At 67.8% G+C, this 24,117-nt stretch carries 20 protein-coding genes and 1 pseudogene; 8 read left to right on the forward strand and 13 right to left on the reverse strand.

Annotated features, from left to right (window positions below):
• Positions 1-422 (reverse strand): annotated as a pseudogene (locus tag ACWEKS_RS32430) (hypothetical protein); the annotation flags it as partial.
• Between the two features lie 430 nt (positions 423-852).
• On the opposite strand from ACWEKS_RS32430, the gene ACWEKS_RS32435 reads away from it, so the two are divergent.
• Both ACWEKS_RS32435 and ACWEKS_RS32440 read left to right on the forward strand, forming a co-directional pair.
• The gene (locus ACWEKS_RS32435) at positions 853-1,380 is read left to right on the forward strand and encodes a nuclear transport factor 2 family protein (protein ID WP_452343615.1); all 528 of its coding nucleotides are present in this window, start codon (positions 853-855) and stop codon (positions 1,378-1,380) included.
• Complete coding sequence (locus ACWEKS_RS32440) at positions 1,377-1,973, forward strand: TetR/AcrR family transcriptional regulator (RefSeq protein WP_452343616.1); 597 nt, start codon at positions 1,377-1,379, stop codon at positions 1,971-1,973. Before ACWEKS_RS32435 ends, ACWEKS_RS32440 begins: the two co-directional genes overlap by 4 nt.
• 455 nt (positions 1,974-2,428) lie before the next feature.
• On the opposite strand, the gene ACWEKS_RS32445 is transcribed toward ACWEKS_RS32440, so the two are convergent.
• Positions 2,429-3,814 (reverse strand): FAD-binding protein, encoded by a 1,386-nt coding sequence (locus ACWEKS_RS32445; RefSeq protein WP_452343617.1) that lies wholly within the window; start codon positions 3,812-3,814, stop codon positions 2,429-2,431.
• 159 nt (positions 3,815-3,973) lie between these two features.
• Positions 3,974-5,008: a MerR family transcriptional regulator gene (locus tag ACWEKS_RS32450; protein WP_452343688.1), complete on the reverse strand. Its 1,035-nt coding sequence runs from the start codon at positions 5,006-5,008 to the stop codon at positions 3,974-3,976.
• Positions 5,009-5,314: 306 nt separating this feature from the next.
• Here ACWEKS_RS32450 and ACWEKS_RS32455 point away from each other — a divergent pair, with 306 nt between their 5' ends.
• Complete coding sequence (locus ACWEKS_RS32455; RefSeq protein WP_452343618.1) at positions 5,315-5,620, forward strand: hypothetical protein; 306 nt, start codon at positions 5,315-5,317, stop codon at positions 5,618-5,620.
• Between the two features lie 73 nt (positions 5,621-5,693).
• Here the strand turns inward: ACWEKS_RS32455 and mraY are convergent, their stop codons facing one another.
• Positions 5,694-6,770: a phospho-N-acetylmuramoyl-pentapeptide-transferase gene (gene mraY / locus ACWEKS_RS32460; RefSeq protein WP_452343619.1), complete on the reverse strand. Its 1,077-nt coding sequence runs from the start codon at positions 6,768-6,770 to the stop codon at positions 5,694-5,696.
• Positions 6,771-7,107: 337 nt separating this feature from the next.
• Here mraY and ACWEKS_RS32465 point away from each other — a divergent pair, with 337 nt between their 5' ends.
• Positions 7,108-7,725, forward strand: coding sequence for a hypothetical protein (locus ACWEKS_RS32465; RefSeq protein WP_452343620.1), 618 nt, complete (start codon positions 7,108-7,110; stop codon positions 7,723-7,725).
• 179 nt (positions 7,726-7,904) lie between these two features.
• On the opposite strand, the gene ACWEKS_RS32470 is transcribed toward ACWEKS_RS32465, so the two are convergent.
• The 7 genes from ACWEKS_RS32470 to ACWEKS_RS32500 form a co-directional block, all read right to left on the reverse strand.
• On the reverse strand, positions 7,905-9,350 hold the full coding sequence (locus ACWEKS_RS32470; protein WP_452343621.1) for an amino acid permease: 1,446 nt from the start codon (positions 9,348-9,350) through the stop codon (positions 7,905-7,907).
• A 63-nt stretch (positions 9,351-9,413) separates the two neighbouring features.
• Positions 9,414-10,415, reverse strand: coding sequence for a proline racemase family protein (locus ACWEKS_RS32475; protein WP_452343622.1), 1,002 nt, complete (start codon positions 10,413-10,415; stop codon positions 9,414-9,416).
• Positions 10,415-11,887 (reverse strand): FAD-dependent oxidoreductase, encoded by a 1,473-nt coding sequence (locus tag ACWEKS_RS32480; RefSeq protein ID WP_452343623.1) that lies wholly within the window; start codon positions 11,885-11,887, stop codon positions 10,415-10,417. Before ACWEKS_RS32480 ends, ACWEKS_RS32475 begins: the two co-directional genes overlap by 1 nt.
• Positions 11,884-12,198: a (2Fe-2S)-binding protein gene (locus ACWEKS_RS32485; RefSeq protein ID WP_379394043.1), complete on the reverse strand. Its 315-nt coding sequence runs from the start codon at positions 12,196-12,198 to the stop codon at positions 11,884-11,886. The genes ACWEKS_RS32480 and ACWEKS_RS32485 overlap by 4 nt, the downstream gene beginning before the upstream one ends.
• Entirely contained in the window at positions 12,195-13,385 is a 1,191-nt protein-coding gene (locus tag ACWEKS_RS32490; RefSeq protein WP_452343624.1) for an NAD(P)/FAD-dependent oxidoreductase, read from the reverse strand. Before ACWEKS_RS32490 ends, ACWEKS_RS32485 begins: the two co-directional genes overlap by 4 nt.
• Positions 13,386-13,411: 26 nt before the next feature.
• Positions 13,412-14,875 carry an aldehyde dehydrogenase family protein gene (locus ACWEKS_RS32495; protein ID WP_452343625.1) on the reverse strand — a complete coding sequence of 488 codons (1,464 nt, stop codon included), beginning with the start codon at positions 14,873-14,875 and terminating at the stop codon, positions 13,412-13,414.
• A gap of 42 nt (positions 14,876-14,917) precedes the next feature.
• Positions 14,918-15,829 (reverse strand): dihydrodipicolinate synthase family protein, encoded by a 912-nt coding sequence (locus tag ACWEKS_RS32500; protein WP_452343626.1) that lies wholly within the window; start codon positions 15,827-15,829, stop codon positions 14,918-14,920.
• 171 nt (positions 15,830-16,000) lie between these two features.
• Between ACWEKS_RS32500 and ACWEKS_RS32505 the strand changes: the two genes are divergently transcribed.
• The 3 genes from ACWEKS_RS32505 to ACWEKS_RS32515 all read left to right on the forward strand — a co-directional run bounded on the left by ACWEKS_RS32505 (position 16,001) and on the right by ACWEKS_RS32515 (position 20,977).
• Positions 16,001-17,362: an MFS transporter gene (locus ACWEKS_RS32505; RefSeq protein WP_452343627.1), complete on the forward strand. Its 1,362-nt coding sequence runs from the start codon at positions 16,001-16,003 to the stop codon at positions 17,360-17,362.
• 117 nt (positions 17,363-17,479) lie between these two features.
• Positions 17,480-18,142: a GntR family transcriptional regulator gene (locus ACWEKS_RS32510; RefSeq protein ID WP_452343628.1), complete on the forward strand. Its 663-nt coding sequence runs from the start codon at positions 17,480-17,482 to the stop codon at positions 18,140-18,142.
• Between the two features lie 438 nt (positions 18,143-18,580).
• Positions 18,581-20,977: an ATP-binding protein gene (locus ACWEKS_RS32515; RefSeq protein ID WP_452343629.1), complete on the forward strand. Its 2,397-nt coding sequence runs from the start codon at positions 18,581-18,583 to the stop codon at positions 20,975-20,977.
• Between the two features lie 207 nt (positions 20,978-21,184).
• Here ACWEKS_RS32515 and ACWEKS_RS32520 read toward each other — a convergent pair whose 3' ends face one another.
• Positions 21,185-21,829, reverse strand: coding sequence for a TetR/AcrR family transcriptional regulator (locus tag ACWEKS_RS32520; RefSeq protein WP_452343630.1), 645 nt, complete (start codon positions 21,827-21,829; stop codon positions 21,185-21,187).
• Between the two features lie 242 nt (positions 21,830-22,071).
• Between ACWEKS_RS32520 and ACWEKS_RS32525 the strand changes: the two genes are divergently transcribed.
• Positions 22,072-22,458 (forward strand): cupin, encoded by a 387-nt coding sequence (locus ACWEKS_RS32525; RefSeq protein WP_452343631.1) that lies wholly within the window; start codon positions 22,072-22,074, stop codon positions 22,456-22,458.
• Between the two features lie 63 nt (positions 22,459-22,521).
• On the opposite strand, the gene ACWEKS_RS32530 is transcribed toward ACWEKS_RS32525, so the two are convergent.
• Positions 22,522-23,658: an NAD(P)/FAD-dependent oxidoreductase gene (locus ACWEKS_RS32530; protein ID WP_452343632.1), complete on the reverse strand. Its 1,137-nt coding sequence runs from the start codon at positions 23,656-23,658 to the stop codon at positions 22,522-22,524.
• Between the last annotated feature and the right edge of the window lie 459 nt (positions 23,659-24,117).

The following is a 24,117-nucleotide window of genomic DNA, read 5'->3' on the forward strand; positions in this document are numbered from 1 at the left end:
GGGTCATTGCTCGCCGACGGATTGCCCCATCCGCCGTTCGCGGTCGGGGCGAGACTCTTGATCGCCGAGTTGGCGAGCCCGGAATTGAGGTCGAAACACAGCCCGTGGCCGCTGCCGTTGGGTGCCGGATTCGTGGTCACCGGCACGATCGTGGGCTGCGGCGTGTCGGTCGCGGCACTGGTGGCAGGTGCGGGCTGCGGCGAATTGGCGTCGCCCGCAGACGGATTGCCGTCCCGGCCGCCCGGGGCCTGGGCGGGCGGCGGCGCCGACTGGTTGCCCTGCGCCGGCACCGTCGTCGCTTGGGATGCGGCGACTGTCGTGCTCGCTGTTCCCGCCTGGGTCGACGAGCTGCCCGAGCATCCGCTCGCGGCGGCCACGAGGGCGGTGGCGAACGCGGCGAACAGCACTGGTCTGGCCTTCATATTTCTCCTCGCATCGATACGCCATCCCCGACTTCCATCCAAACGGAAGGACAAACTGGTCATCGGGTCCAGTCAGGCAGGCGTTATCGGAGCGCTTGTGGGCGGGATGCCCCAAAAACCAGGGGCGCGAACACAATTCACCCAGACGGCTGGTCCGGGTCCACCCTCCGGCCGCGATAACCGGCCGGGTTGGCCAACGCGAGTGCGGTGAAGGCTCCGATGTCGTCGCGCGCCAGGTGGATGTGGAACGAACCGAGATCGCCATGGGTCACCTGGTTCGTCGAACGCGACCTCACTTGGAGAGACAGCCGAACAACGACCTTCCGGCTGTTGCGGTCATCGCTCGACGTGGGGTGGACGGTTGACCTCTTCAGCCCATGGACTATATATTATGCCATATAACATAATACGTTGGACCGGAGGGGTTCTCGTGAAATCCACACCTGTCGACCATCGGCCCTTTCCTGATCGGGTGCGCGACCCGGGGCACTGGGTAGAGCTGTTCACCGCGGCCTTCGCCGCCGGTCGTTTCGATGCGGTGGCCGACCTGGCCCTGGTGACGCATCCGGATTACGTTGCGGTGCAGCCGGGAACTCCACCGGCGGTGGGGCCGGCGGGGCTGCTCGACTTCTTCGCGCGGGTCTACGCGTTGGCTCCGGACATGCGTGGAGAGGTCCTCGCGGCCAATGTGTTCGACGGCGGCGTGTACATCGAGGTGCGGCTCACCGGGACCGTCGGTGGCAGGCCGTTGACGTGGGATGCCTGCGACCGCTTCTGGTTCGAGGACGGTCTGGTGCGCGGCCGGGTGACCTACCTGGATCCTCTGCCTCTCTTCGCCGCGATCGCGTTGCGACCCCGGGGCTGGGGCCGCTGGTGGAGGTCGGGGCTCGGCTTTCCCGCGCGCGGCATCTCCGCACAGCTCGATCCCCGCCGGACCCTGACCACACGGCAGCGATGAGTCCACGCCGTTCCGATGCGCGCGAACGCATGCTGACCAGCGCCATCGCCCTGATCCGCCGCGCCGGTGCGTCGGGCACCAGTCTCGATGAGATCCTCGCCCACAGCGGCGCACCACGTGGCTCGCTGTACCACCACTTCCCTGGCGGACGTGACCAACTCATCGAGGAGGCGGTCGATATCGCCGGTGGCGGTATCGACCGAATCCTCGGCGATGTCGGCGAACGCAGCATGGTCGAGGTCTTCGATTCTTTCGCCGGCTCCTGGCGCGAAAGCCTGATCTCCGGCGAATTCCGTTCGGGCTGCCCCATATTGGCGGCCGCCATCGAATCCGCCGACCGCACACCGGGTGTGGTCGACGCAGCCGGCCGGGCCTTCACAGCCTGGCGCACCGCCTTGGAGTCGGTGCTGCGCGACCACGGCGCGGCACCGGCCACAGCCCGACGCTTGTCGAACCTAGCGGTGGCAGCGATCGAAGGCGCAGTGGTGCTCAGTCGCGTCGATGGGTCGATCGACCCGGTCGACGACGTGATCCACTCCCTACGCCCCCTGTTCATCGATGTAACCGAGCCCGACCAGCCGGGCCCGCGCTGACCGCGTGCTACCCGTCCAGGCCGTCGTCATCTGCTGGCGCCCGAATCGTCAAGCCCCGCACCGACCTTCCGCCAGGGTCGGTGGTCGTGATCGACGAACCCGGCGGCGCGACGTTGGCGCTGTGGCAGCGACAGAGGTGAGGCGGTCCCAGTCACTGCCCCGGCTCGCGCTCGGGTGAAGGAGCCGCGGGACCTTCTCGCCGGGTTGCCGCAGCCTCATGTCGCGTCCGATCGCCCTGCGCACAGTTCGGTAGCAAGCCAGCAGCTGCAGACCGCAGGAGTTGCGTCCGCACATCGGCATGATCGCGCACTGCCGGCGGGTCGTACGACGCTGTGCCCGTTGATCTCCGACACCACGCGCTGGCCGGTTCGGTCAGCGCGTCATGCGGTAGAAGAGGGCGTTTGGGCTAGGCGTTGCCTACCCGTATTTTCCTGGTGGGCAACACTTGCCGGTGATCAGTGGCCGGTGTGGGCGAGGTTGTCGTCGATGAGGTGCAGGCGGCGGGCGAGGTCGGAGACGAAGATCCGTTCGGGGTCGATACTGTCGCGGATACGCCGCCATTCCTCGAGCCGCGGGTACATCGCGCGGACCATTTCCGGGGTGGTGCGGGAGTCTTTGGCGAAGTACAAGCGTCCGCCTGCGTCGAGGACCCGCTGGTCGAGTTCGGCACAGAATTCGCCGAGTCCGGGTTTGAGTGGGAAGTCCAGGCTGAGCATGAACCCTGGGTGCGGCCACGACAGTGGGGCCGGGTTGGCGGCGCCCATGCGCTTGAACACGTTCAGGAACGACCGGTGGCCGGAGTGCGCGATCGCGCGCACCGCGGCCGCGAGCTGTGGTTCGGCGCCGAAGGGCATGGAGAACTGATATTGCAGGAACCCGCGGCGGCCGTAGGCGCGGTTCCATTCACCCAGCAGATCCAGGGGGTGATAGAACTGCGTGAGGTTCTGGATGCGCCCGCGCGCCTGCCTCGGATACACCCGGTGCGCGGCTTCGGCGGCGATGCGGATGGTGAGGTTGTTGACCATGCCGTTGGGAAAGACGTCGGGCACCGTGAGCAGTTGGGGTGCATCGAATTTCAGCGGGTCGCGGCGCAATTTGGGCGGGAGCTGATCCAGAGTGGCCAGGGAGCCGCGGCTGAAGCCCGCGCGGCCGAGTTTCGGGCCGGTGCTGATGGTGTCAGGGACCGACATCGAGTATTCGTAACCGTCGTCGGAGCCGCCGGTGAGCAGTTCCATGGTCTGTTCGAGATTGTCGGTGCGGTCGTTGTCGACGAGGAAGTACGCGGTTTCGGTGCGTTTCATCCGTACCCGGGCGCGCACGACGATGCCGGTCAGCCCCATGCCACCGACGGTGGCCCAGAACAGATCCGCGTCGGCTCCTGCGGGAGTGAGGGTGCGTAGCGTGCCGTCCGCGGTGAGCAGTTCCATCGAGAGGACATGGTTGCCGAAACTGCCATGGGAGTGATGGTTCTTGCCGTGGATGTCGGAGGCGATCGCGCCGCCCACGGTGACTTGACGGGTGCCGGGGAGGACCGGAACCCACAGGCCCTGGGGCAGAGCCGCTTTCATGAGGGTGTCGAGATTGACGCCGGCGTCGATGTCGACCACGCCGGTGTCGCGATCGATGTCGTGGATGCGGTCGAAGGCGGTCATGTCGACGACCAGGCCGCCGCCGTTCTGGGCGGGATCGCCGTAACTGCGACCGAGCCCCCGGGCGATGACCCCGCGCGGTCCGGCAGCGCCGACGGCTTTGGCGACCCTGTCGAGGTCGGGAGTGCAAAGTACCTGCGCCACAGACGATGCGGTACGGCCCCACCCCGACAGCGGGCGTTGATCGATCATCAGTCCCCCTTGGATGAAATTCACCTCGCCACGGTAGCCGCGTGGCGAACGATGCTGCCAACACCACTGATCGGCCACCGCTTGGACCGCTGGGGATCGAGCCGTAAGCGGCACGATAGTTGCGCTCGTCCTCGTGGCGAGTCGAGATGCGGGCTGGTGCTACAGCAGGTGTCGGAGCAGTTCGGCCCGTCGGCCGGCGCGACGTCGTGCGCTGTCGGGCTCGTTGCCGGAACCGCTCAGATCACCTGAGACAAGTGTGGATTGCCAAGCTGTTGGCCCGTTCACTGGGTCGGTGCAGCTGCTCAGGGCGTCGAACAGCCAGTGGTGGGCCTGCCCGACAGTGACGCGAGTTCCGAGGAATTGACCGGTGAGGGCCCAGTACCGTCGAATCCGACGGTCGCTGTCGGTCGCGTCGATCAGCAATTGCTCTCGGAAACGCGGAGTGTCGCGTTCACCGCGTGCACCGGCGTGAGCGCCGACGAATCGGTCGAGTTCACTGCCGCCGTGTGGCCGCACTCCTTCCATGACCAGTGACACCACATCCACCAGAATGTCGCCCACATCGGTGTACAAGCCGCGACGGTCACGGATCAGCTCCGGTTGGCCTCGCCAGAGTTGCTGTCGCACAACGCTGTCCATCGCGGGATCGCTGACGAGGGCCGCCAACTCGGCATACGCGACAACCTCCTCGACAGAGGGATCGTCCGGCGGTTCCGGGACATTCCAGTACATGTAGATATCGAAGTCGCGTTGCGGTATCGGTGCGAGGACACGCCGCCAGAATCGGAGGAGGTAGTCGTGTGCCGTATCGCCATCCTCTGCGGCGGCCAGCAATGCCATTCGCTGCGCCAGCTGCGTCGGTCCGGCTGCGCCCAGGGCCCGCAGCGATGCGCGCCGCCAGGCCAACGACCTGAATTCGGCATCGACTCGCGCGCTTTCGGCAGCGATCGCCTCAGCGATCGACCGCCGTGCGTGGAGCACATCGGAGATCGAACCCAGGCCGAGACCGAGCGCGCGCAGCCGTCGAACCAGCAGCAGCCGCTCAGTCGCGATCTGCGCATCGAACATCCGATGCCCACCTGAACTGCGGCACGATTCCAGAATGCCCTCGTCGCAATAGAACCGGATCGTGCGCACCGCAATCCCGGTCCTGCGTGCCAACTCCCCGATACTCACCACCATGCGCGGCTGCATACCGTCTCTCACGACGTGCTGAACCTCCACCCCGGTCGAGCATCCAGCGTAGCGTCCGGTCGTGGTTCGGCTCGGTCAAGTGACCCACCGCTGCTGCGGCTTCGGCCTAGAGGAAAGGGCCGTCATCTCAACGGGACCCGGTGTGGATCCCGGCGGACGTTCTCGAGCCACTACTGGGTCTCGTAGACGGCCGGTTGGCGCTAGCCGGTACAGCCCGCGCGGGACACGGTAGATGAGTGCGCTCGGGGTACCTTCGCTCCCAATACCCGGTTGATCTCGGCAAAGCTCGTCGTCGAGGATGGCTCGATGCTGGATATGCGGTTCGTGCGGCGGGTGGATGGGGTGACCTATGAGTTCGTCCGGGACGGGGACGCGTACGGATTTCCGTCGTACAAGCGGGTCGACCTCGACATCTGGTGTCGGCGGCTTCCCGATTTCGGATGGGTGGTGTGCACTGCGGAGGCGGCAGTGTCGAGTCGTCCATTCGATGATGCCGGGCGGGGTGACCTTCCGCCCGAAGGAGTGTGGGTGAGCTGCAAGGGCGATCGGTCGTACGTCTACGACCTGGTCCACACCGATGCTCCGGCAGTGGCGGATTCCGAACCTTCGTAGGGCAGCCGGTTCCGCATTGTGCCGGCGCCGTCGCAATGTCAGCTCACCCGTGGCCGGTCCGAACAGGTTTTCACTATCGGGTCGCCGCCAGGTGTTCTCCGTAGAACAGCATCAGGCCGGTAGCCGCGGAAATTGCTGTGAGCAGCCAGAATCGGATGGATACCGTGGTCTCGGGCCAGCTGCTGAGTTCGAAGTGGTGGTGCATCGGGGCTATGCGGAACAGCCGCCGGCGGGTGGTCCGGAAGACGACGATCTGCAACAGAACCGAGAGGATCTCGGCGCAGAACAATGCACCGATCACGACCATGAGCAGTTCGGTGCGGGTCGTGATGGACAGCCCGGCCAGCAGCCCACCCAACGCCAGCGATCCGGTATCGCCCATGAAGATCTTCGCCGGTGCCGCGTTCCACCAGAGGAAACCGACGCAGGCCCCGCCCGCCGCCGCGCTGACCAGGGCCAGATCGAGCGGGTCGCGAACCGTGTAGCACCCCACCCCGGGACGGGTGGTGCACGCGTTGGTGAACTGCCAGAACGTGATCAGCACATAGGCACCTAGAGTCAGGCCCATCGATCCCGCGGCCAGACCGTCGAGCCCGTCGGTGATGTTCACGGCATTCGACCACGCGACCACCATGATGCACACCGCCAGCAGGAACAACGCCGGGACGAACGACAGCCAGCCGACATCGCGCAGGATCGACAGGTGCCTGCTGGCCGGGGTCAGGCCGGTGCTATCGGGGAAACGCAGTGCCAGCACGCCGAAAATGATCGCGGCACCGAATTGGCCGACGTACTTGCCGCGGGCGGTCAGCCCGAGATTGCGCCGCTTGTAGAGTTTGATGAAATCGTCGAGAAATCCGACCAGGCCCAGCGCGGTAGCCAGACCCAGAACCAGCAGTCCGGAGGCCGTGACTCCGGATGCGTGATAGCGCAGGCCGATCAGATGCGAGCCCAAGTATCCCGCCCACATACCGATCACGATCGCGATCCCGCCCATGGTGGGCGTTCCGCGCTTGGCTTGGTGGCTGCTGGGTCCTTCGGCGCGGATCTCCTGACCGAGTTTCTTCCGGGTGAACAACCGGATCAACAGCGGCGTCAACGTGATCGACACTGCCAGAGCGATCATCGCCGCGAACAAGATCTGCCTCATCTGCCCCCCTGCGAGTCTTTCCATCGCGACCCGCCGCATCGACACAACGCGAACGGTCAGATGTTAGCCAAGCACACGACCGAGAGTGATCGCTGCCTGCGTGGCGGACGGCATTCGGCAGAAAGAGGATGTCGTGGGGCGCATTTGGTCTCGCTGCCGGTCGCGTCCGCTCTGTCCGATTCGGGCCGCGCGGAATGCGGCTTTTCGGCCGGTCGCATGGGAAATGGGAGTGCGGCGACTTCGAACTGCGTGTGGCGTACCACACACCATTGAATTCGACGTCTAAGGTTCTGACTCGGTCCGCCCATCAGGGGTAGCTGAGTGGAGGGTTCGACGAATGACGTTCGAGAAAATCACCGCTGCCGTTTTCATGGCAATCTCGGCCGTGGGTATCAGTGCGGCAACCGCCCATGCGGAGCCGGCCCTAACAGAACAGCCGACCGCGGTGACTGCGGAGGACACGACTTCCGGTGTGGATCATGGAATCAATTACCAGATCACCGTTTCGCCGGTCGACAGGGCAGTTGTCGCCACGGTCGAGAATGGCAAGTTCGAGGTCGCGCAGAATGGTGCGGTGGTGCTCGAGTCCGGCGACGGAGCGGCGGTGACCGAAGTGCCGCAATGGCTCGCCGTCGACGGGCGTTCGATCGCGATGGCACAGCAGATCGGTGCGGACGGCCGCACCCTGACGCTGACGCCGACTCCGACGGCGGAAGATATTGCGCAACTGAAGGACATCACCTCCTACGACCGGCTCAAGGAGCAGGTCAACAAGAACCTGCCCGGCATCGCCGTCGGCGCCATCGTGGGCGGCATCCTCGGGGCGATGATTCCCCTGATTTGGGGTCTCAGCATCCCCGTGGGTGCGCTGATCGGTGCGACCGTCGGCGGATACGTCATGGGCGGCCCGGACTTCATCGAGGCCGTACAGGGGTGGGTCACCAACCAGCCGTGATCACGGGCAGGTGAAATAGCGGCCGACTGGTCGATTCGGGCAGCCGCGGCCCCGAAGCGCTGGACGAACCCCCTCTGAGACATGTTGTCCCACAGGGAAATTCCACTGCGCGGAGTGGGCGGATCCACGAGTCGCCCACGGGCAGTTGTCCCGTGGGCGACGCTGTGCTGTGGCGGGGCTCAGTCCTCGATCGGCACAGGGGCGGTGCCGATCCCGGTTCGGTTCAGCGTCGAGTTGCGGTAGCCGAAGGTGGCGTAGAGGGCGAGACCGAGGAGCAGCCAGACGACGAAGCGGATCCAGGTGACGATGTCGAGGTGGCTGATGAGCCAGATCGAGAAGCCGATGCCGATGAGGGGGACGACCGGCACCCAGGGGGTGCGGAAGGTGCGGTCGGCGTCGGGGCGGGTGCGGCGCAGGCGCATGACGCCGAGCGCCACCACGATGAAGGCCATCAGGATGCCGACGTTGGTGAGTTCGGCGGCCTCGCGGATCGGGAGGAAGCCGGCGATGAGCGCGGAGACGATGCCGACCGGCCAGATGACGCGGGTGGGTACCTTGCGTTCGCTGGTCTTGCCGAAGTAGTTGGGCAGCAGGCCGTCTCGGCTCATGGCGAAGCCGACGCGGGTGACAGCGAGCATATTGGCGAACGCGGAGGTGGTGACGCCGACGACCGCGCCGACCGCGATGACCAGGCCCAGGATGCCCATGCCCACGGTGTCGAAGGCGCTGGAGAACGGCGCGGCCACATCGATTTCGGTGTAGTTCACCATGCCGACGATGACCAGGCACACCAGCAGGTAGACGACCGAGGCGATGCCGAGACTGATCAGGATGGCCTTGGGCAGCAGCTTCTTGCCGTCCTTGGATTCCTCGGCGGCCGCGCTCATGGCGTCGTAACCGTAGACCGCGAAGAACGCCAGTGCCGCACCGGAGACCGCGCCGCCGACCCCGAACGGGAAGAACGGCGTGTAGTTGCCGGCCTTGATGTGGAATGCGCCGGCGACGACGACAATGGCCACGATCAACACCTTCACCGCCACCAATCCCGTTTGCACACGGGCGGATTCACGGGTGCCACGCGAGAGCAGATAGGCCAGCAACAGGCAGAGAACGACCGCGAACAGGTCGATCTTGTGGCCCTCGCCGGTGCCGGGCGCGCCGAGCGCCCAGGTCGGCAGATCGAATCCGATGTAGTGGGTGATGTAGTTCAGGTAGCCCGAGACCGCGATCGCCACCACCGACACGATGGCGGTGTACTCGAGCAGCAGATCCCAGCCGATCATGAATCCGATGATCTCGCCCAGCGCCACATACGAATACGTGTAGGCCGAACCGGCTTTCGGCACCATGCCCGCGAATTCGGCGTAGCAGAGTCCCGCCGCGCCGGAGGCCACGACCGCGATGGCGAAGGAGATCAGCACGGCCGGACCCGCCACCTGGTTGGCCACCACACCGGCCAGGGAGAACACTCCCGCGCCGACCAGGCCGCCCAGGCTCAGCGCGACCAGTTGCCACAGGCCCATGCTCTTGGTGAAATCGCCGGAATCGGCATCGGTGACAGGCATTCGCCGCATGACTCCGGCGAGGGTGATGGGCGGGCGTGGGCGGCGGGTGACGACAGACATTGTCGCGCCTTTCAGGTGGTGATTCTTCAACTAGGGGTGGTGGACGGCGGGGAGTCGAGAGCCTCAGAAGACGAAACCCTCGGGGAACGGATCAGCCGGGTCGAGCAGGTAATTGGCCGTGCCGGTCAACCACGCACGACCGGTGATCTCCGGCACCACGGCGGGATGTCCGGCGACGTCGACGGTCTCGATCGCGCGGGCGTGGAAGGTGGTGCCGATGAACGAGTCATTGCGCAGCACTTGTCCATCGGAGAGCAGACCGCGGGCGTGCTGGCGGGCCAGCAGCGCGGAGGTGCCGGTGCCGCAGGGCGAGCGGTCGAACCAGCCCGGGTGGATGGCCATGGCATTGCGGGTGTGCGCGGGTTCGGAGGCCGGATCCAGGAACAGGACGTGTTTGCATCCGCCGATCCGCTCGTCCTCCAGATGCACCGGACGCTGGAATTCATTGACGGCGGCCATGATTCGCAGCCCCGCGTCGAGGATCCGATCCTGTTGGGTGCGGTCGAACGGTATCCCGAGCTTGCCGAGATCGACGATGGCGTAGAAGTTTCCACCGTAGGCCATGTCGTAGCGGACGGTGCCGATCCCGGGTACCTGCACCTCGTTGTCGAGGCTGTCGCAGTAGGCCGGGACATTACGCAGCGCCACCGAATCGGCGTGGCCCGCAGTGATGTTCACGGTCGCGACGACGCGTCCGGCGGGAGTGTCCAGGCGGATCTCCGTGACCGGTTCGGTCACCGCCACCATGCCGGCCTCCACCAGCGCGGTCGCCACGCCGATGGTCCCGTGCCCGCACATCGGCAGCAGCCCGCTCACCTCGATGAACAGCACCCCGTAGTGCCCGTCGGCGGTGGTGGCCGGTTGCAGGATGGCCCCGCTCATAGACGCGTGCCCGCGCGGCTCGTTGACCAGGAATTTCCGCAGGCCGTCCAGATTCTCGAGGAAGTAGTCGCGCCGATCGGCCATCGTGTCACCCGGAATCGGACGGACCCCGCCGGTGACCACCCGGGTGGGCATACCCTCGGTGTGAGTGTCGATGGCGGAGATGATTCTGCTGCTGTGCATCAGGATTGCCCTTCGGTGTCGAGTTCGGCGAGTTCGCGCAATCGCACGACGGCGGCCAGCGGACGCCGGGCGGAGGTGGGGGCGGCCAGGCCGAGGGGAGCGAGATCCGCTGTGCCGTAGCGGCATTGGCCGTCAGCGTCCGCGTCGTCGGCACCGGCGGACTGTGCGGCGCGCAGGGCGGCGACGGCGGTCCCGCAGATGCGGCCCTGGCACGGCCCGAGCCCGGCGCGGGTGGCCAGTTTGGCGGCCCGGTAGCTCTCGCCCGCAGCGCCCGCCCAGGCCGTGGTCAGCTCCTCCCGGGTGGTGTTCTCGCACCGGCAGATCACGGTGTCGGGGCGGGACCAGGCCACCGCCTCGGTGCCGATCGGGTGCGCGGCGGCGAGCCGGGCGATGAACCGCCGGGCGGTGCGGTGGCGGGTGCGCAGGCCGCGCTCGGCGCTCGGATCGCCACCCGCGGCCACGATCCCGGCGACGACGCCCTCGACCGCCGCGACCTGCGCCCCACCGATTCCGGTGAGTTCACCTGCCGCCCAGACCATGTCGGCGCTCGTCCGCTGATCCCGGTCGACGCTGACGAACCCGTCGGGCGTCAGGCGCGCGCCCGCGGCCACCGCGAGTTCGTGCTGCGGGGTGAAGCCGTGCGAGACCGCGACCGCGTCCACCGCGATGGTCGTATGGCTGCCCGGCACCGGTGCCCAGTGTTCGTCGAGCCGGGCCACGGTCGCCTCTTCGACCCGGCCGTCGCCCGCGACCGCGACCACCGCGGTCGAGGTGCGCACCGGAATTCGATGGCGCAGACCGGAACCCGCGTACTCGATCAGTTCGGCCGCCTTGCCGGCACTGTGCCGCAGCTCCCACGGCCGGGCGACCCAGTGCCGCAGGATCGCCCGGGCCGGATTGGCCTCGAGCACCGCCCGGACCCGCGCGCCGCCATCGGCCAGGGAGTGAGCGACCGGGAGCAGGAACGGCCCGGTGCCCGACACCAGCACGGACCGCCCGATGAGCAGCCGCTGGGTTTTCGCGAGGGTCTGCGCGGCCCCGCCGGTGTAGACGCCGGGCAGATCCCAGCCGGGGAAGGGGCACACGCGGTCGTAGGCTCCGGTCGCGATGATCAGCGCGTCCCCGCGCACCGCCCGATGCGTACGGCGATCACCCTCGACGCCGATGAGCAATCGCACTGTGGGACAACCGCCCTCGGGGTGCCGTTCGAGGTGGTACACCGCCGCCCGCGCCAGATACTCGCAGCCCGGATGCTCGGCCAGGAGCCGGGCCCGGCGCTCGGCGGCCGCGTACCCGTGCCCGATGGCCAGCGGCCGGCGGACTCCGTAGGCCGCCGGTATGCGGCGGTGGTACTGGCCGCCGAGCGCCTCGTTGGAGTCGATCAGCGTCACCGACGCGCCGTGCCGCAGCGCCGCTTCCGCGGCCGCCGTGCCCGCCGGACCACCACCGATGACCACCACATGCCGGTTCATCGCTCGCTCCCGCCCGCTCGGCTCTGACTGGTGACGGTGTCGCCGTCGCGCGCCGGGCGGCGGCACAGGCGCACGTCCGGCACGCCGTTGACGGTCGCCACGCAGTCGAAGCAGACGCCGATACCGCAGAACACGCCGCGGCCACCGCCGTCGCGCGCGGTGCGCCAGTGTGTGCGCCCGGCGGCGAGCAGCACGGTGGCCAGGGTCTGACCGTGCACACCCGCCACCTCGACGCCGTCGGCGCGGATGGTCAGCGGCCGGTCGGCACGGCCGAGGCGGTCGCGGTCCGGGGGAATCAGATTGGGGCTCATGGTGAGACGTACTCCGTGCTCGAGGTGATGACCGCCGGTCGGTCGACGGTGAAGGCCGCGATGTCGACCTCGCCGGGCCGGCCGGTGAGGGCGGCGGCGACCAGCTGCGCGGTGCCGAGCGCGAGCCCGATGCCCGCGCCCTCGTGGCCGGTCGCGTGCCACAGTCCGGGCAGGCGCGGATCCGGGCCGATCACCGGGAGGTGGTCGTCGACGTAGGGACGGAAACCGCCGTAGGCGCGCATGATCGCGACGTCCGCGAGCATCGGGAACAGGCGCAGTGCCTTGCGTGCGATGGCGGCGAGACTGTCGGGGCGGATCCGGTCGTCGAATCCGGCCTGCCGCCGCGACGATCCGATCAGCAGCGGGCCACCCCGGGTGGACTCCACCACGGCCGAGGATTGCAGCGCGGTATCCGAACTGCCCACCGCGCCGACGTAATCCGCGTCGTAGACCTTGTGGAAGACGGTCGGCGGGAGCGGAGCGGTGATCAGCACATCGCCGCGGCGCGGTTTGACCGCGATCGGCGCGCCCAGCACCGCCGCCACCGGACCCGACCACGGCCCGGCGGCATTGATCACCACATCGGCGAACCGGTCGCCGCGCGTGGTCCGCACGCCCAGCAGCCGATCGCCGTTGACGATCGGACCGGTGACAGTGCACCGGGTTTCGACGATCGCCCCGCCCGCGGTCGCGGCGGCGAGCAGTGCCGAGGCCGCGCCGGCCGGCTGGACCTGCGCGTCGTCGGGGTAGTGGACCGCGCCGCTCACCTCGGTGGTGAGGGCCGGCTCGGCCGCCGCGAGTGCGGCCGCGTCGAGATCGGCGCAGTACACACCGACCGCGCGCTGGCTGCCGGCGAAGGCGGCGAGTGCCGACGCACCCGCGTCGGTGGTCGCAACGACGATGCCACCCTTGGGTTCCCACTCGACGGCCGCGACCGCACCGGGCAGCCGTTCGGCGATGCGCGCGAGCGTCTCGGGCCACAGCCGCCGCGACAGTCGCGCCAGCTCCAGCTCCGGACCGGGGCCCTTGTCCGAGACCAGCACGTTGCCCTCGCCGTGCGCCGTGGTCCCGGACGCCACCTCGCCCGCCTCACAGATCCGCACCGACAGGCCCGCCACGGCGAGCCCGTCGGCGAGCGCGCAGCCGATCATGCCGCCGCCGATGATCAGCACATCGGTCCCCCTCACGGACGATGTGCCGGACGTGTCGAATGTCATTGCGCCCGTGCCCCGTTCACCGACCGAGGCACACCCAGCGGATTGTCGTCGCGCAATTCCGGCGGCAACAGCTCCGGCGGCACCGACTGGAACACCACCGGACGCAGGAACCGGGCGACCGAGGCGGTGCCCACCGAGGTCGCCGCGGGCGCGGTGGTCGCCGGATATGGACCGCCGTGCTGCTGCGCGTAGGTCACCGACAGGCCGGTGGGCCAGCTGTTCCACAACACCCGGCCCGCCGCGCCCGCCGCCTCGGCGAGCAGGGCGCGAGCGGTGCCGTCGGCCTGGACGCCGAAGACCGAGACCGTCAGCTGCCCGCTCACCGCGCGGGCCAGCTCGAGCAGTTCGGCGGTCTCCCGATAGGTCACCACCAGTGCTGCGGGGCCGAACATCTCGTGTATCAGCGTGTCCGGATCGGTGAGCACGTCCTGGGCGGTGGTGGTCAGCAGCAGGGTGCGCCCCGCCGCGCCGCCGCTCAGGATCCGCACCCGCGGGTGCGTGCGCAATTGTTCGACGGCCCCGACGAATCCGGCCTCGATTGCGGCATTGAGCATGTCACCGGTCGGCTCGGGTGCCGACCGGGCCAGTTCGGCGAGCAGCGGCGACCCGTCCGGGACCGCGATGATCCCCGGCTTGGTGCACAGCTGCCCGGCACTGGCCGACAGTGTGCCCAGCAGTCCGGCCGCGATCTCAGCGGCCTGTGATTCCGCGGCCGCAGCGGTGACGAAAACCGGGTTGACGGAACCCAATTCACCGTAGAAGGGAATCGGCACCGGTCGCGCGGCCGCGATGTCGAACAGTGCGCGCCCGCCCCGGGTGGAGCCGGTGAACGCGGCCGCGGCGACGGCGGTATGGGTCAGCACCCGCACACCCGCGTCGACACCGAACACCAGGCCGAAAGTTCCGCTCGGAGAGTGGTTTTCGGTCAGCGCCTCGGTGACGATCGCGCCGACCGCGCGTGAGAGCAATGGATGGCCCGGGCTGGCCTTGACGATGACCGGGCACCCGGCGGCCAGCGCGGCGGCCGTATCGCCACCCGCGACGGAGAAGGCGAAGGGGAAATTGCTCGCCGCGAAATTGACGACCGGGCCGAGCGGAATATTCATCCGGCGCAGATCCGGGCGCGGCGCACCCATCGGCCACTCGTTGTCGGCGGTGTCGATGCGTACGTCGAGGTAGCCGCCGTCGCGCACGGTCTCGGCGAACAGGCGCAGCTGAAACGTGGTGCGCCGCAACTCGCCGGTCAGCCGCGCCTCGGTCAACCGGGTTTCGTTCCGCGCCATGGCGATGAGCTCCGCGGCGCGGCTGTCGAGCCGGTCGGCGAGGTCGGTCAGCGCCCGGGCGCGACCGGCCGCACCCAGCGCCGCCCACGCCGGGGCGGCCGCGGCCGCGGCGGCGACCGTGGCGTCGGCCTCGGCCGCCGTGGTGTCGGCGATCGATCCGGCTGTCGTGTCGATCATCGTGTTGTCCTCGTTTCCCGAATTCGCCTGTTCGCCTGTGGATTACCGGTAGCCCTTGGCCAGCACCGCCGCGGTGTCGGCGGTGATCTGGGCGGTCAGCCCGGGGGCGAGCGGAATCCGCGGCGGCCGGCACGCGCCGCCGGGTCGCCCGGCCAGGTCCATCGACAGCTTGATGGCGTGGACGAATTCGGTTTTGGAGTCCCAGCGCAGCAGCGGATGCAGTTCCCGGTACAGCGGTAGGGCCTTGTCCAGATCGCGGTTGACCGCCGCGTTGTACAGCTCCACGGTCACCTGCGGAATGGCGTTGGGATAGCCGGCCACCCAGCCGACCGCGCCCGCGATGCCCAGTTCCAGCACCACGTCGTCGGAACCGATCAGCACGTCGAGTTCCGGTGCCAGTTCCTTGATTTCGTAGAAGCGCCGGACATCGCCGGTGAACTCCTTGACGCCGACGATCAGCCCCTCGGCGTGCAGTTCGGCCAGCAGGTCCGGGGTGAGGTCGATGCGGGTGTCGATCGGATTGTTGTAGGCCACGACGGGCAGACCGACCGCGGCCACCGTCCGATAGTGATCGAGGACGACCTCGCGATTGCCCCGATAGATGTTGGGCGGCAACAGCATGACGCACTGGGCGCCGGCCTCGGCGGCCTGCTCGGCCCATTTACGCGCTTGCAGCGCGCCGTAGGCGGCGATGCCGGGCATGACCGTGAAGCCTTGCGGCGCGACCTCGATGGCGGTGGTTACCACCCGGGCGCGTTCGGTGTCGTCGAGGGTCTGGTACTCCCCGAGCGAGCCGTTGGGGCTCACGCCGTGGCAGCCGTTGGCCGCCAGCCACCGTACGTGCTCGGCGTAGGCGTCGTAGTCGACCGAGAGATCCTCGGTGAACGGCAGGGTGGTCGCGACGATCACCCCGTGCCAGGGCTTGTTCGCCGGCGACGTGGTGGTTTCGGACATGTGAGCCTCCATCGGGTGAGAGTCCGGGGAGAGCGCCCCGGCCGCCTGTCACTATGTGACGTGTGACATTGCACAGACCGTAAGCGATGGTGTCATACCCGGTCAACCACTTGCGTGATCGGGGTCACCACCCTATGGTGCAATGTCACACATCACAGGTGAAGGTGGCGTATGACCGCAGTTGACGACTCCGCGACAGCACGGCAATCCGATCCAGGCACGACTACCCCACCGAGCACACTGCGCCGGATCGTGGCCGCGGCCATGGTCGGCGCGGTCGCCGAGTGGTACGAATTCTTCCTCTACGGCACCGCATCCGCGCTGGTCTTCGGGGAGGTGTTCTTCCGCTCCAGCGGCAATGCCGTCGACGGGATCATCGCCGCCTTCGCGCTCTATGCCGTCGGGTTCCTGGCCCGGCCCTTCGGCGGAATCCTGTTCGGGCACTTCGGAGATCGCGTCGGACGCAAGGCCTTGCTGCAGCTGAGCCTGGTCGTGGTGGGCATCACCACGTTTCTGATGGGCTGCCTGCCCACCTTCGCCGCCATCGGCTACTGGGCCCCGGCGCTGCTGGTGACGCTGCGCCTGATCCAGGGCTTCGCGTTCGGCGGCGAATGGGGCGGGGCGGTGCTCTTGGTCAGCGAGCACAGCCCCGACCATCGGCGTGGGTTCTGGGCGAGCTGGCCGCAGTCGGGCGTGCCGCTGGGCAATGTCCTGGCGACCGTGGTCATGCTGGTGCTGTCGGCGAATCTGTCCGACGCGCAGTTTCTTTCGTGGGGCTGGCGGATCGGCTTCTGGCTGTCGGCCGTCGTCGTGCTGATCGGCTACTGGGTGCGCTCCAGCGTCGATGACGCACCGATCTTCCGCGAGGCGCAGCAGCGGTCGGACGCCGACCGACGCCACGCGCTCGGCATCGTCGAAGTACTGCGCCATCACTGGCGACAGGTGCTGATCGGGATCGGCGCGCGCTTCGCCGAGAACATCCTCTACTACCTCGTGGTGACCTTCTCGATCACTTACCTCAAACTCGCCGTGCACGTGGACACCGCGCCGATCCTGGCGCTCATGCTGGTGGCGCACCTGTTGCACTTCTTCATGATTCCGGCGGCGGGCCTGCTGTCGGATGTGATCGGGCGGCGGCCGGTCTATCTCACCGGGGCCGTGCTCACCGCCGGCTGGGGTTTCCTGGCCTTCCCAATGATGGACACCGGGAACTACGCCGTCATCATCGTGGCCATCACCCTCGGTCTGGCCGTCGAATCCCTCACCTACGCACCGTATTCCGCGCTCATGACCGAGATGTTCCCGACGCATGTGCGATATACGGCCCTGTCGTTCTGCTATCAGGTCGCGCCGATCCTGGCCGGATCGCTGGCCCCGCTGATCGCCATCAGCCTCTTCGACCGCTTCCACAGTTCGGTGCCGATCTCGCTGTATCTGATTGTGGCCGCGGCGATCTCGGTGCTGGCGGTCGGGCTGGCGAAGGAGACCGCAGGCACGTCGCTGCGGTCGGTCGATGCCGAGGCCGCGCGATGAGGACGCGTGCGCCGACCGCGGGCCGGGTATCGCGGGGCGACGGCTATGACACGTGACATGGCATAGAATGTCGTGAACCGATCGAATCCATCGATCACGGGCAGGGGAGCCGACCACGTGAGTATCGACCAGTTCACCCAGGTGGAGAAGGTCAGCCTGCGCGAGAAGGTCTCGCGGGCACTGCGCGCGGCCATCATCGCCGGTGAAATGGAGCCCGGCGTGGTATATTCCGCACCCACGCTCGGCGCGCGGTTCGGGGTGTCGGCCACCCCGGTCCGCGAGGCCATGCAGGATCTGGCCCGGGAGAACCTGATCTCGATTGTGCCCAACAAGGGATTCCGGGTCACCGAGGTGGCCGAGAAGGACCTCGACGACATCACCCGCATCCGGCTGCTGCTGGAACCGCCGGTGGTCCGCGAGGTCACCCCGCTGATTCCCGAATCGGATATACCGCACCTGCGCGCCCTCGCCGAGAAGATCGTCGAAGGCGCCGAAAGCGGAGACCTGGTGGAATACACGGCGGCCGACCAGATCTTCCATCTGACCCTGCTCGGCTACGCCGACAACCCGCGCCTCAACGACCTGGTCTCCGATCTGCGCGACCACACCCGCCTGTTCGGCCTCGGCTCCCTGGCCCAGAAAGGCGAACTGGTCGACGTCGCCCGCGAGCATCTCACCATCGTCGACCTACTCGAATCCCGCGATCAGGACGCCGTCGAACACTTCCTGCGCGACCACATCCAGCAGGCTCGCGGCCGCTGGGCGAAGCCCCAGGAGTAGCCGACCGGGCTTTCGGTTGCTCGGCGCCCCCGGATCTTGCCGCAAGCGATAGAATGCGCGCGCACGTGAGTCCCGACCGGCACGAGAACCGCTGACCGCCAACGGATCTTCTCGAGCCAATCAACGGATCTTCTCGAGCTGATAAGGACCTTCAGGGCCGTTGTGCGGAACACGGCCATGCCGACGTCGGTGGCCACCGCGCCGTCTGCCGGTCGTGGTCGCAATGTACCCGGGCGGTGCTGAGAACCTCGGATATCGACGCCATGGGATTGCTGCCCGGTGTTCGCGGTCGGCGCGGAGGCGTCCGTGGATAGCCGTGCCGCAACCTTCGAATAGCTGGATGTCCGCTGGTTATGGGCGATAGGCTGGGCACCGTCGAAAGGGTGAGTTGATCATGTCCGGTGCTCACAGCGATACCGAGAGGATTGCACGCGGCTCATGATCGACGACGCCGCGAACCGTACCCGCCGTGACGTGAGCATGACGGTAGCGGAGGAGTTGCGTGCGGCCCGAACCTCGTCGCGAACCATAGGACGCAGCGGCAACGTGCTGCCCGAGTTGACCAGCTTCGTGAACAGGCGCGCCGAGCTGACCGAGCTCAAGCACCTCCTGACCGTGTCGAGGCTGGTGACGCTGGCCGGGATGGGCGGCGTGGGCAAGACGCGGCTGGCGCTGCAGGCGGCCGCGGCTGTTCGAGGCGATTTCGCCGATGGGGTCTGGGCGATCGATCTGGCCGACGTGCGTGATCCGTCGCTGGTGGCTCCCATCGTCGCTGCCTCGCTCGGCGTGCGGGTCGATTCGGCCCGGCCGGTCCATGACACCCTGGTCGAGTTTCTGCGATCCCGGGAAACCCTGCTCCTCGTGGACAATTGCGAGCAGGTTACCGAGCCGATGGCAAGCCTGGCCCAGACGTTGTTGTCGGCGTGTCCGGGATTGCGGATCCTGGTCACCAGCCGCGAGCCGCTGGATATCGGCGGAGAAGCGGTGCGGCGGTTGTTGCCGCTGAGCGTTCCTGCCGCCGGCCGTGAGCCGACGTTGCGCGAGCTGCGCAAATACGATGCGGTGATGCTGTTCGGCGATCGCGCCGCGGCGGTCGTGCCCGGATTCGCGCTGACCGAGGAGAACAAGGCCGCGGTGGTCGGGATCTGTTCCCGGCTGGACGGGTTGCCACTGGCGATCGAGCTCGCGGCGGCTCGGATGCGCACCATGTCGCCGGACCAGATCCTGCAGCGGCTCACCGACCGGTTCGCGCTGCTCACCCGGGGCCACCGCACCGCGCCGACACGGCAGCAGACCCTGCGGTGGTGCATCGACTGGAGCTATCAGCTGTGCAGCCCGGCCGAGCAGGAGCTGTGGGCCCGGTTGTCGGTGTTCGCCGGTGGTTTCGAACTCGACGCCGTCGAGGCGGTGTGCGGTACCGATATCGAGGCGGCAGAGCTGCTCGATGTGCTGTCCTGGCTGGTGGACAAATCGGTTGTGATCAGGGAAGAACCCGCGGGTGCGGTCCGCTTCCGGATGCTCGACACCGTACGGGCCTACGGGCAGGACAAGCTGCGGGAGGCCGGCGCGGACGAGGATCTGCGGCGTCGGCACCGGGACTGGTACCGACGGCTGGTGCTCGATGCCGAGGCCGACTTGATCAGCGACCGGCAACTCGACTGGATGGCCCGGCTCGACCGTGAGCAGGGGAACATCCGTGCGGTGCTCGAATTCTGCATGTCCGACCAGACCGAGCAGTCGGCCGAAGCGGGGTTGCGCATCACCGCCGCCTCCTTCGTGTTCTGGAGTTTCCGTGGCTTGTTCGGTGAAGGCCGCCGCTGGCTCGACCGCGCCCTGGCCCATCCCTGCGCGCGTTCGACAACCGACCAGGTCCGGGCGCTGCACGCCAGCGTCTTCATGGCCACGCGGCAATGGGACCTCCAGACGGCAGCCACCCTGCTCGAGCAGGGGCGGGTGCTCGCCGAGCGCGATCCCACGCCTATGAATCAGGCGCTGATGGCCTTCGCTGAGGGTGATCTGGCTCTCTATCTCAATGAGCCCGCGCGCGCGGTGTCGTGTATCGATCGAGCCATCGAGGTGCTGAGCTCCGACCCGCGAGGATGTCTGCACGTTGTCGCGCTGCTGTTGCTCGGTGTGGCGTACGCGCAGCAGGGCGACACCGGACGGGCGGCCGAATGCCATCAGCGGATCCTGGCCATCACCGAGGCGTGCGGCGAGTCGTTGTTCCGGTCGACCGTTCTGGGGATGACCGGGATCGCGGCGTGGCAGCAGGGTGAGAGCTCCCGCGCACAGGATTTGCTGCGGGAATCGCTGCGGCTCAACCAGTGCATGCGCAGCCTTCTCGTCGCGGCGCTCGATCTCGAAGTGCTCGCATGGATCGCGGCCGGCACCGACGACCAGCGATCCGCCGTGCTGATGGGCGCCGCGGCGAACATGATGCAGACCGCCCCGGGCGCGGCGATCTACTTCCCGCAGATGGTCGAGGCCCACCTCGACTGCGAGCGTGTCGTGCGCCGCGCGCTCGGTGGAGCGCGCTTCGATGCGGCGTGGCGACGCGGCCATGCAATGAGAATCAACGCCGTGGTCGCCTACGCGCTGAACGAAGAACAACCGGCCGGCACCCCGTCCGCCGGCGGGACGACACTGACCAAACGTGAGCGCCAAGTGGCGGACCTGGTCGCCGACGGGCTCACCAACAAGCAGATAGCATCCCGCCTGGTGATCTCCCAGCGCACCGCGGATGCCCACGTCGAGCACATCCTGACCAAGCTCGGGTTCACCTCTCGCGCCCAGATCGCGGCGTGGATCGTGGACGCGGCCCGGCAGGAGAGCTGATCGCGTCCCCGCTGCTGAGGCGCGCCGGGTCCGAGCGGCCGACAAGACGCGCTGCATTCGGCTGGTAAGAGACTGGTGTCAGGATCGGATCCCGGCCAGGACCTGATCCAGGTCCCGGCGGGCCCGATCGGGCGAGATGATCTGGGCTCGTTGATTTTTGGAGCGCTCGCGCTGGCTGGTTCGGTCTGCGCGGTGTGCGGTGCGGGTTCAGGTGGGCTGTCCGAGCAGACCCGCGACCAGGGCGCGCAGGCCCTGCTCGTAGGTGTCCCTGGCGGCGAGTTCCGCGTAGCGTTCGCCGAGTGCGGCCAAGCGCGGCAGGGTTTCCGGGTCCAGTTCGGCGAACACCTTGTCGCGGAAGGTGATCCGGTCCGTGTCACGGCCGGCTGTGGAGGCGCGGACGATCAGGTTCCCCGCGGTGTAGTACCAGATCGTTCGATAGGCGTATACCGCGTCGTCGGCGCTGAGGCCGCAGGTCATGGCGGCGTCGACGATCGTCTCGCTGTACCAGAGCGCTGCGGGGGCGAAGAACTCGTCGCCGGTGAGGACCTCGACGATCCAGGGCACCTCGGCCAGGGTGGCGTGCATGGCCAGCGCGGTGACCACGACGCGGTCCCGCGGGTCGACGGGCAGTTCGGGGCGGCGCATTCCTGCGGCGATGTCCTCGAGGACGAGCAGGAGCAGTTCCTGCTTGTCGCGTACATGCCGGTATACGGCCATCGGGGTCGCGCCCAGTTCGGTCGCGAGGCGGCGCATGGTCAGCGTCTCGACGCCCTGTGCCTCGACGAGGTCGCGCGCCGCGGACACGATCTGAGCGCGCGACAGGCGGGAGGGGCGTCCGGTGCGAGTGCTCACTCGATCATCTTGGCACGAGGGTATCGACAGGTAGAGCATGCGTCGGGTACTTTGTGTACGTGTATACAAAGTACCCGGATCTACTGCGCCGGGTGTGATCGTCATGGCACGGTTCATGTTGGCGTTCGGGATGGCCTCGCAGGCAGGTGGATTGGCTGCCCCGGCCACCCTCGCCCTGCTGGGCACACTGTTGCCAACTGCCGACTCCCGTGGCCGACCAACTCGAAAGAAGGGAAACACCAATGGAATCCGGCGTCGTCAACTTGTTCGAGCACGGAGCGCGACTACTCGCCGACGGGCGACTGCTGACCGAGCAACGCCGCATGCAGGGCGATATGGACGGCTGGACAGTAGCCATGTTCCACGCCGAGACCGATGCGGATGTCCACGGCGACCTGTGGGAGATGCATCCCGCGGGTGACGAACTGGTGAGCGTGCTGGCCGGCAGCATCCGAATGTATCTCCGGCCCGAGACCGTCGGCGCGGCAGAGGATCTCGTCCGTTTGACAGCCGGCCGGGCCTACGTCGTACCGCGCGGCCGCTGGCACCGTCTGGAACTGGACGAGCCGAGCGACCTGATGTCGATTGGGCCGCGTCGCGGTACCCAATTGGAGCGCCGCGCGGTGTGACGACTCATAGTGCGTTCGCTGCCGGGTGCCGTTGCCTCTTCGGGCCCCGCCGGTCGCAGCATCTCAGGACCCGAACCAGCGCCGCCGACGGTCTGCTGCGAACTCCGCTTTCTCCCTGGCGAATTCGACGGACGGTCCGAGGAACGGAGCCACCGGGGCCGGGCCGGACAGGAAGTCCGCTTCCACCTTTCCGACGAGGCCGCCGCCGAACTCGATGTGGCACGTGCCCTGTCCCAGGTATCTGCCGCCGTGCGGGCTGTCGTGCAGGCGGGCGATGATGTCCGCCGCGACGGTCCGCGCCGCCGTCTCGGCGAACACGCCCGCCCGGGGCACGGGGGCGTCCGCACAGTCGCCCAGCGCGTACACCCCCGGGTACGGGGTCGCGAGGGTGGCCGCGTCGACATGGATCCAGCCGTCCACCCCGCCCTCCGTCAGTCCGGAGGCCTGCACGACATCCGGAACCCGGTGGCGGGGGACCCCGACGAACAGGTCATAGGCGAGGTCGCCGTCGCGCGTCGACGCGGTGTGCGTGGCCGGATCCAGGGCGCGCACCCGCGTTCCGGTCGTGTACTCGATGTCGCGATCCGCGAGTGCGCCGACGATCGCGGTGTTGGAGCTGGGGGACACCGGGATGGGGGAGTCCATCGGGGTGACCAGTCGCATGCGGGTCGCACTGCGCAGGTTGCGTCGCACGAGTTCTTCGTGGAGCAGCAGTGCACCTTCGTACGGTGCCGGTGGGCACTTGAACGGGACGCTGAGGATCGACAGCAGGACAGTGCCGCCGGTGAAGGCGTCGAGGCGTTGGCGTAGCCGGTGGACCCCCTCGAGCGAGTAGTACTCGTGACCGTCCTCGACGAATCCGGGGGTGGCACCGCAGTCGTACTCCGCACCCAGTGCGACGACGAGCGTGTCCGGCGCGTACCCGCCACTGTCGGTGGTGACCTTTCGGATGGCGGGGTCGATCGCGGTGACCGTTTCGCGGCGGAACTCCACGGCCGGAAGGTTGAGAGTGTCGTACGGAATCCGGACGTCGTCGACAGTGCGGCCCCGGAACAGCACGTCCAACTTGGAGAAACCGAATACGAATCCGTCGGCGCGGTCGAGGAGTGTCACCCGGACCTCGTCCGGGACGGACCGGGACAGGCTGGCGGCGAGTTCGAGCCCACCGAATCCCGCACCCAGGATCAGAACGGTGTGCATCGTTCGAGTATGCGCCTGAGGGTGCACGGTGGACAGGGCCTGCCGAAGGCACAACAGCGGTCCCGGGATACGAATCATGGAGCGGAAAGCGCGGGAACTACAAGCGGACAAGAAATCGTAGTGCGCTCATTTTCGTGGGGCGGTAGCTCTATCCGCAGGGGTAGGGGGTTGCCGCCGCCTCCGTAGGCCCGGCCGAACAAGACGTTGATTTCGCCGTGGATGCCGTTGCCCGAGCTTTGTATGCCGAAGGTGGAACGGTTCTGGGGTGGCGGTCGGGTGGGTTGTCATGTTGTGGTCGTGAGTTGGGTCGCCAATCGGGCGGCCTCGCGTCTCGAGGCTGCGGCGACGCGCTTTTCGCCTTCGATGCGGGCTCGGATTGCGGCGACCGAGCGGTGGTCGGGGATGCGGGGGCTGGGGAGGTATCGTCGGCCGGTCTGCGCGAGATGCCATGCGAGGAAC

It is taken from the genome of Nocardia sp. NPDC004711, from assembly GCF_053601595.1.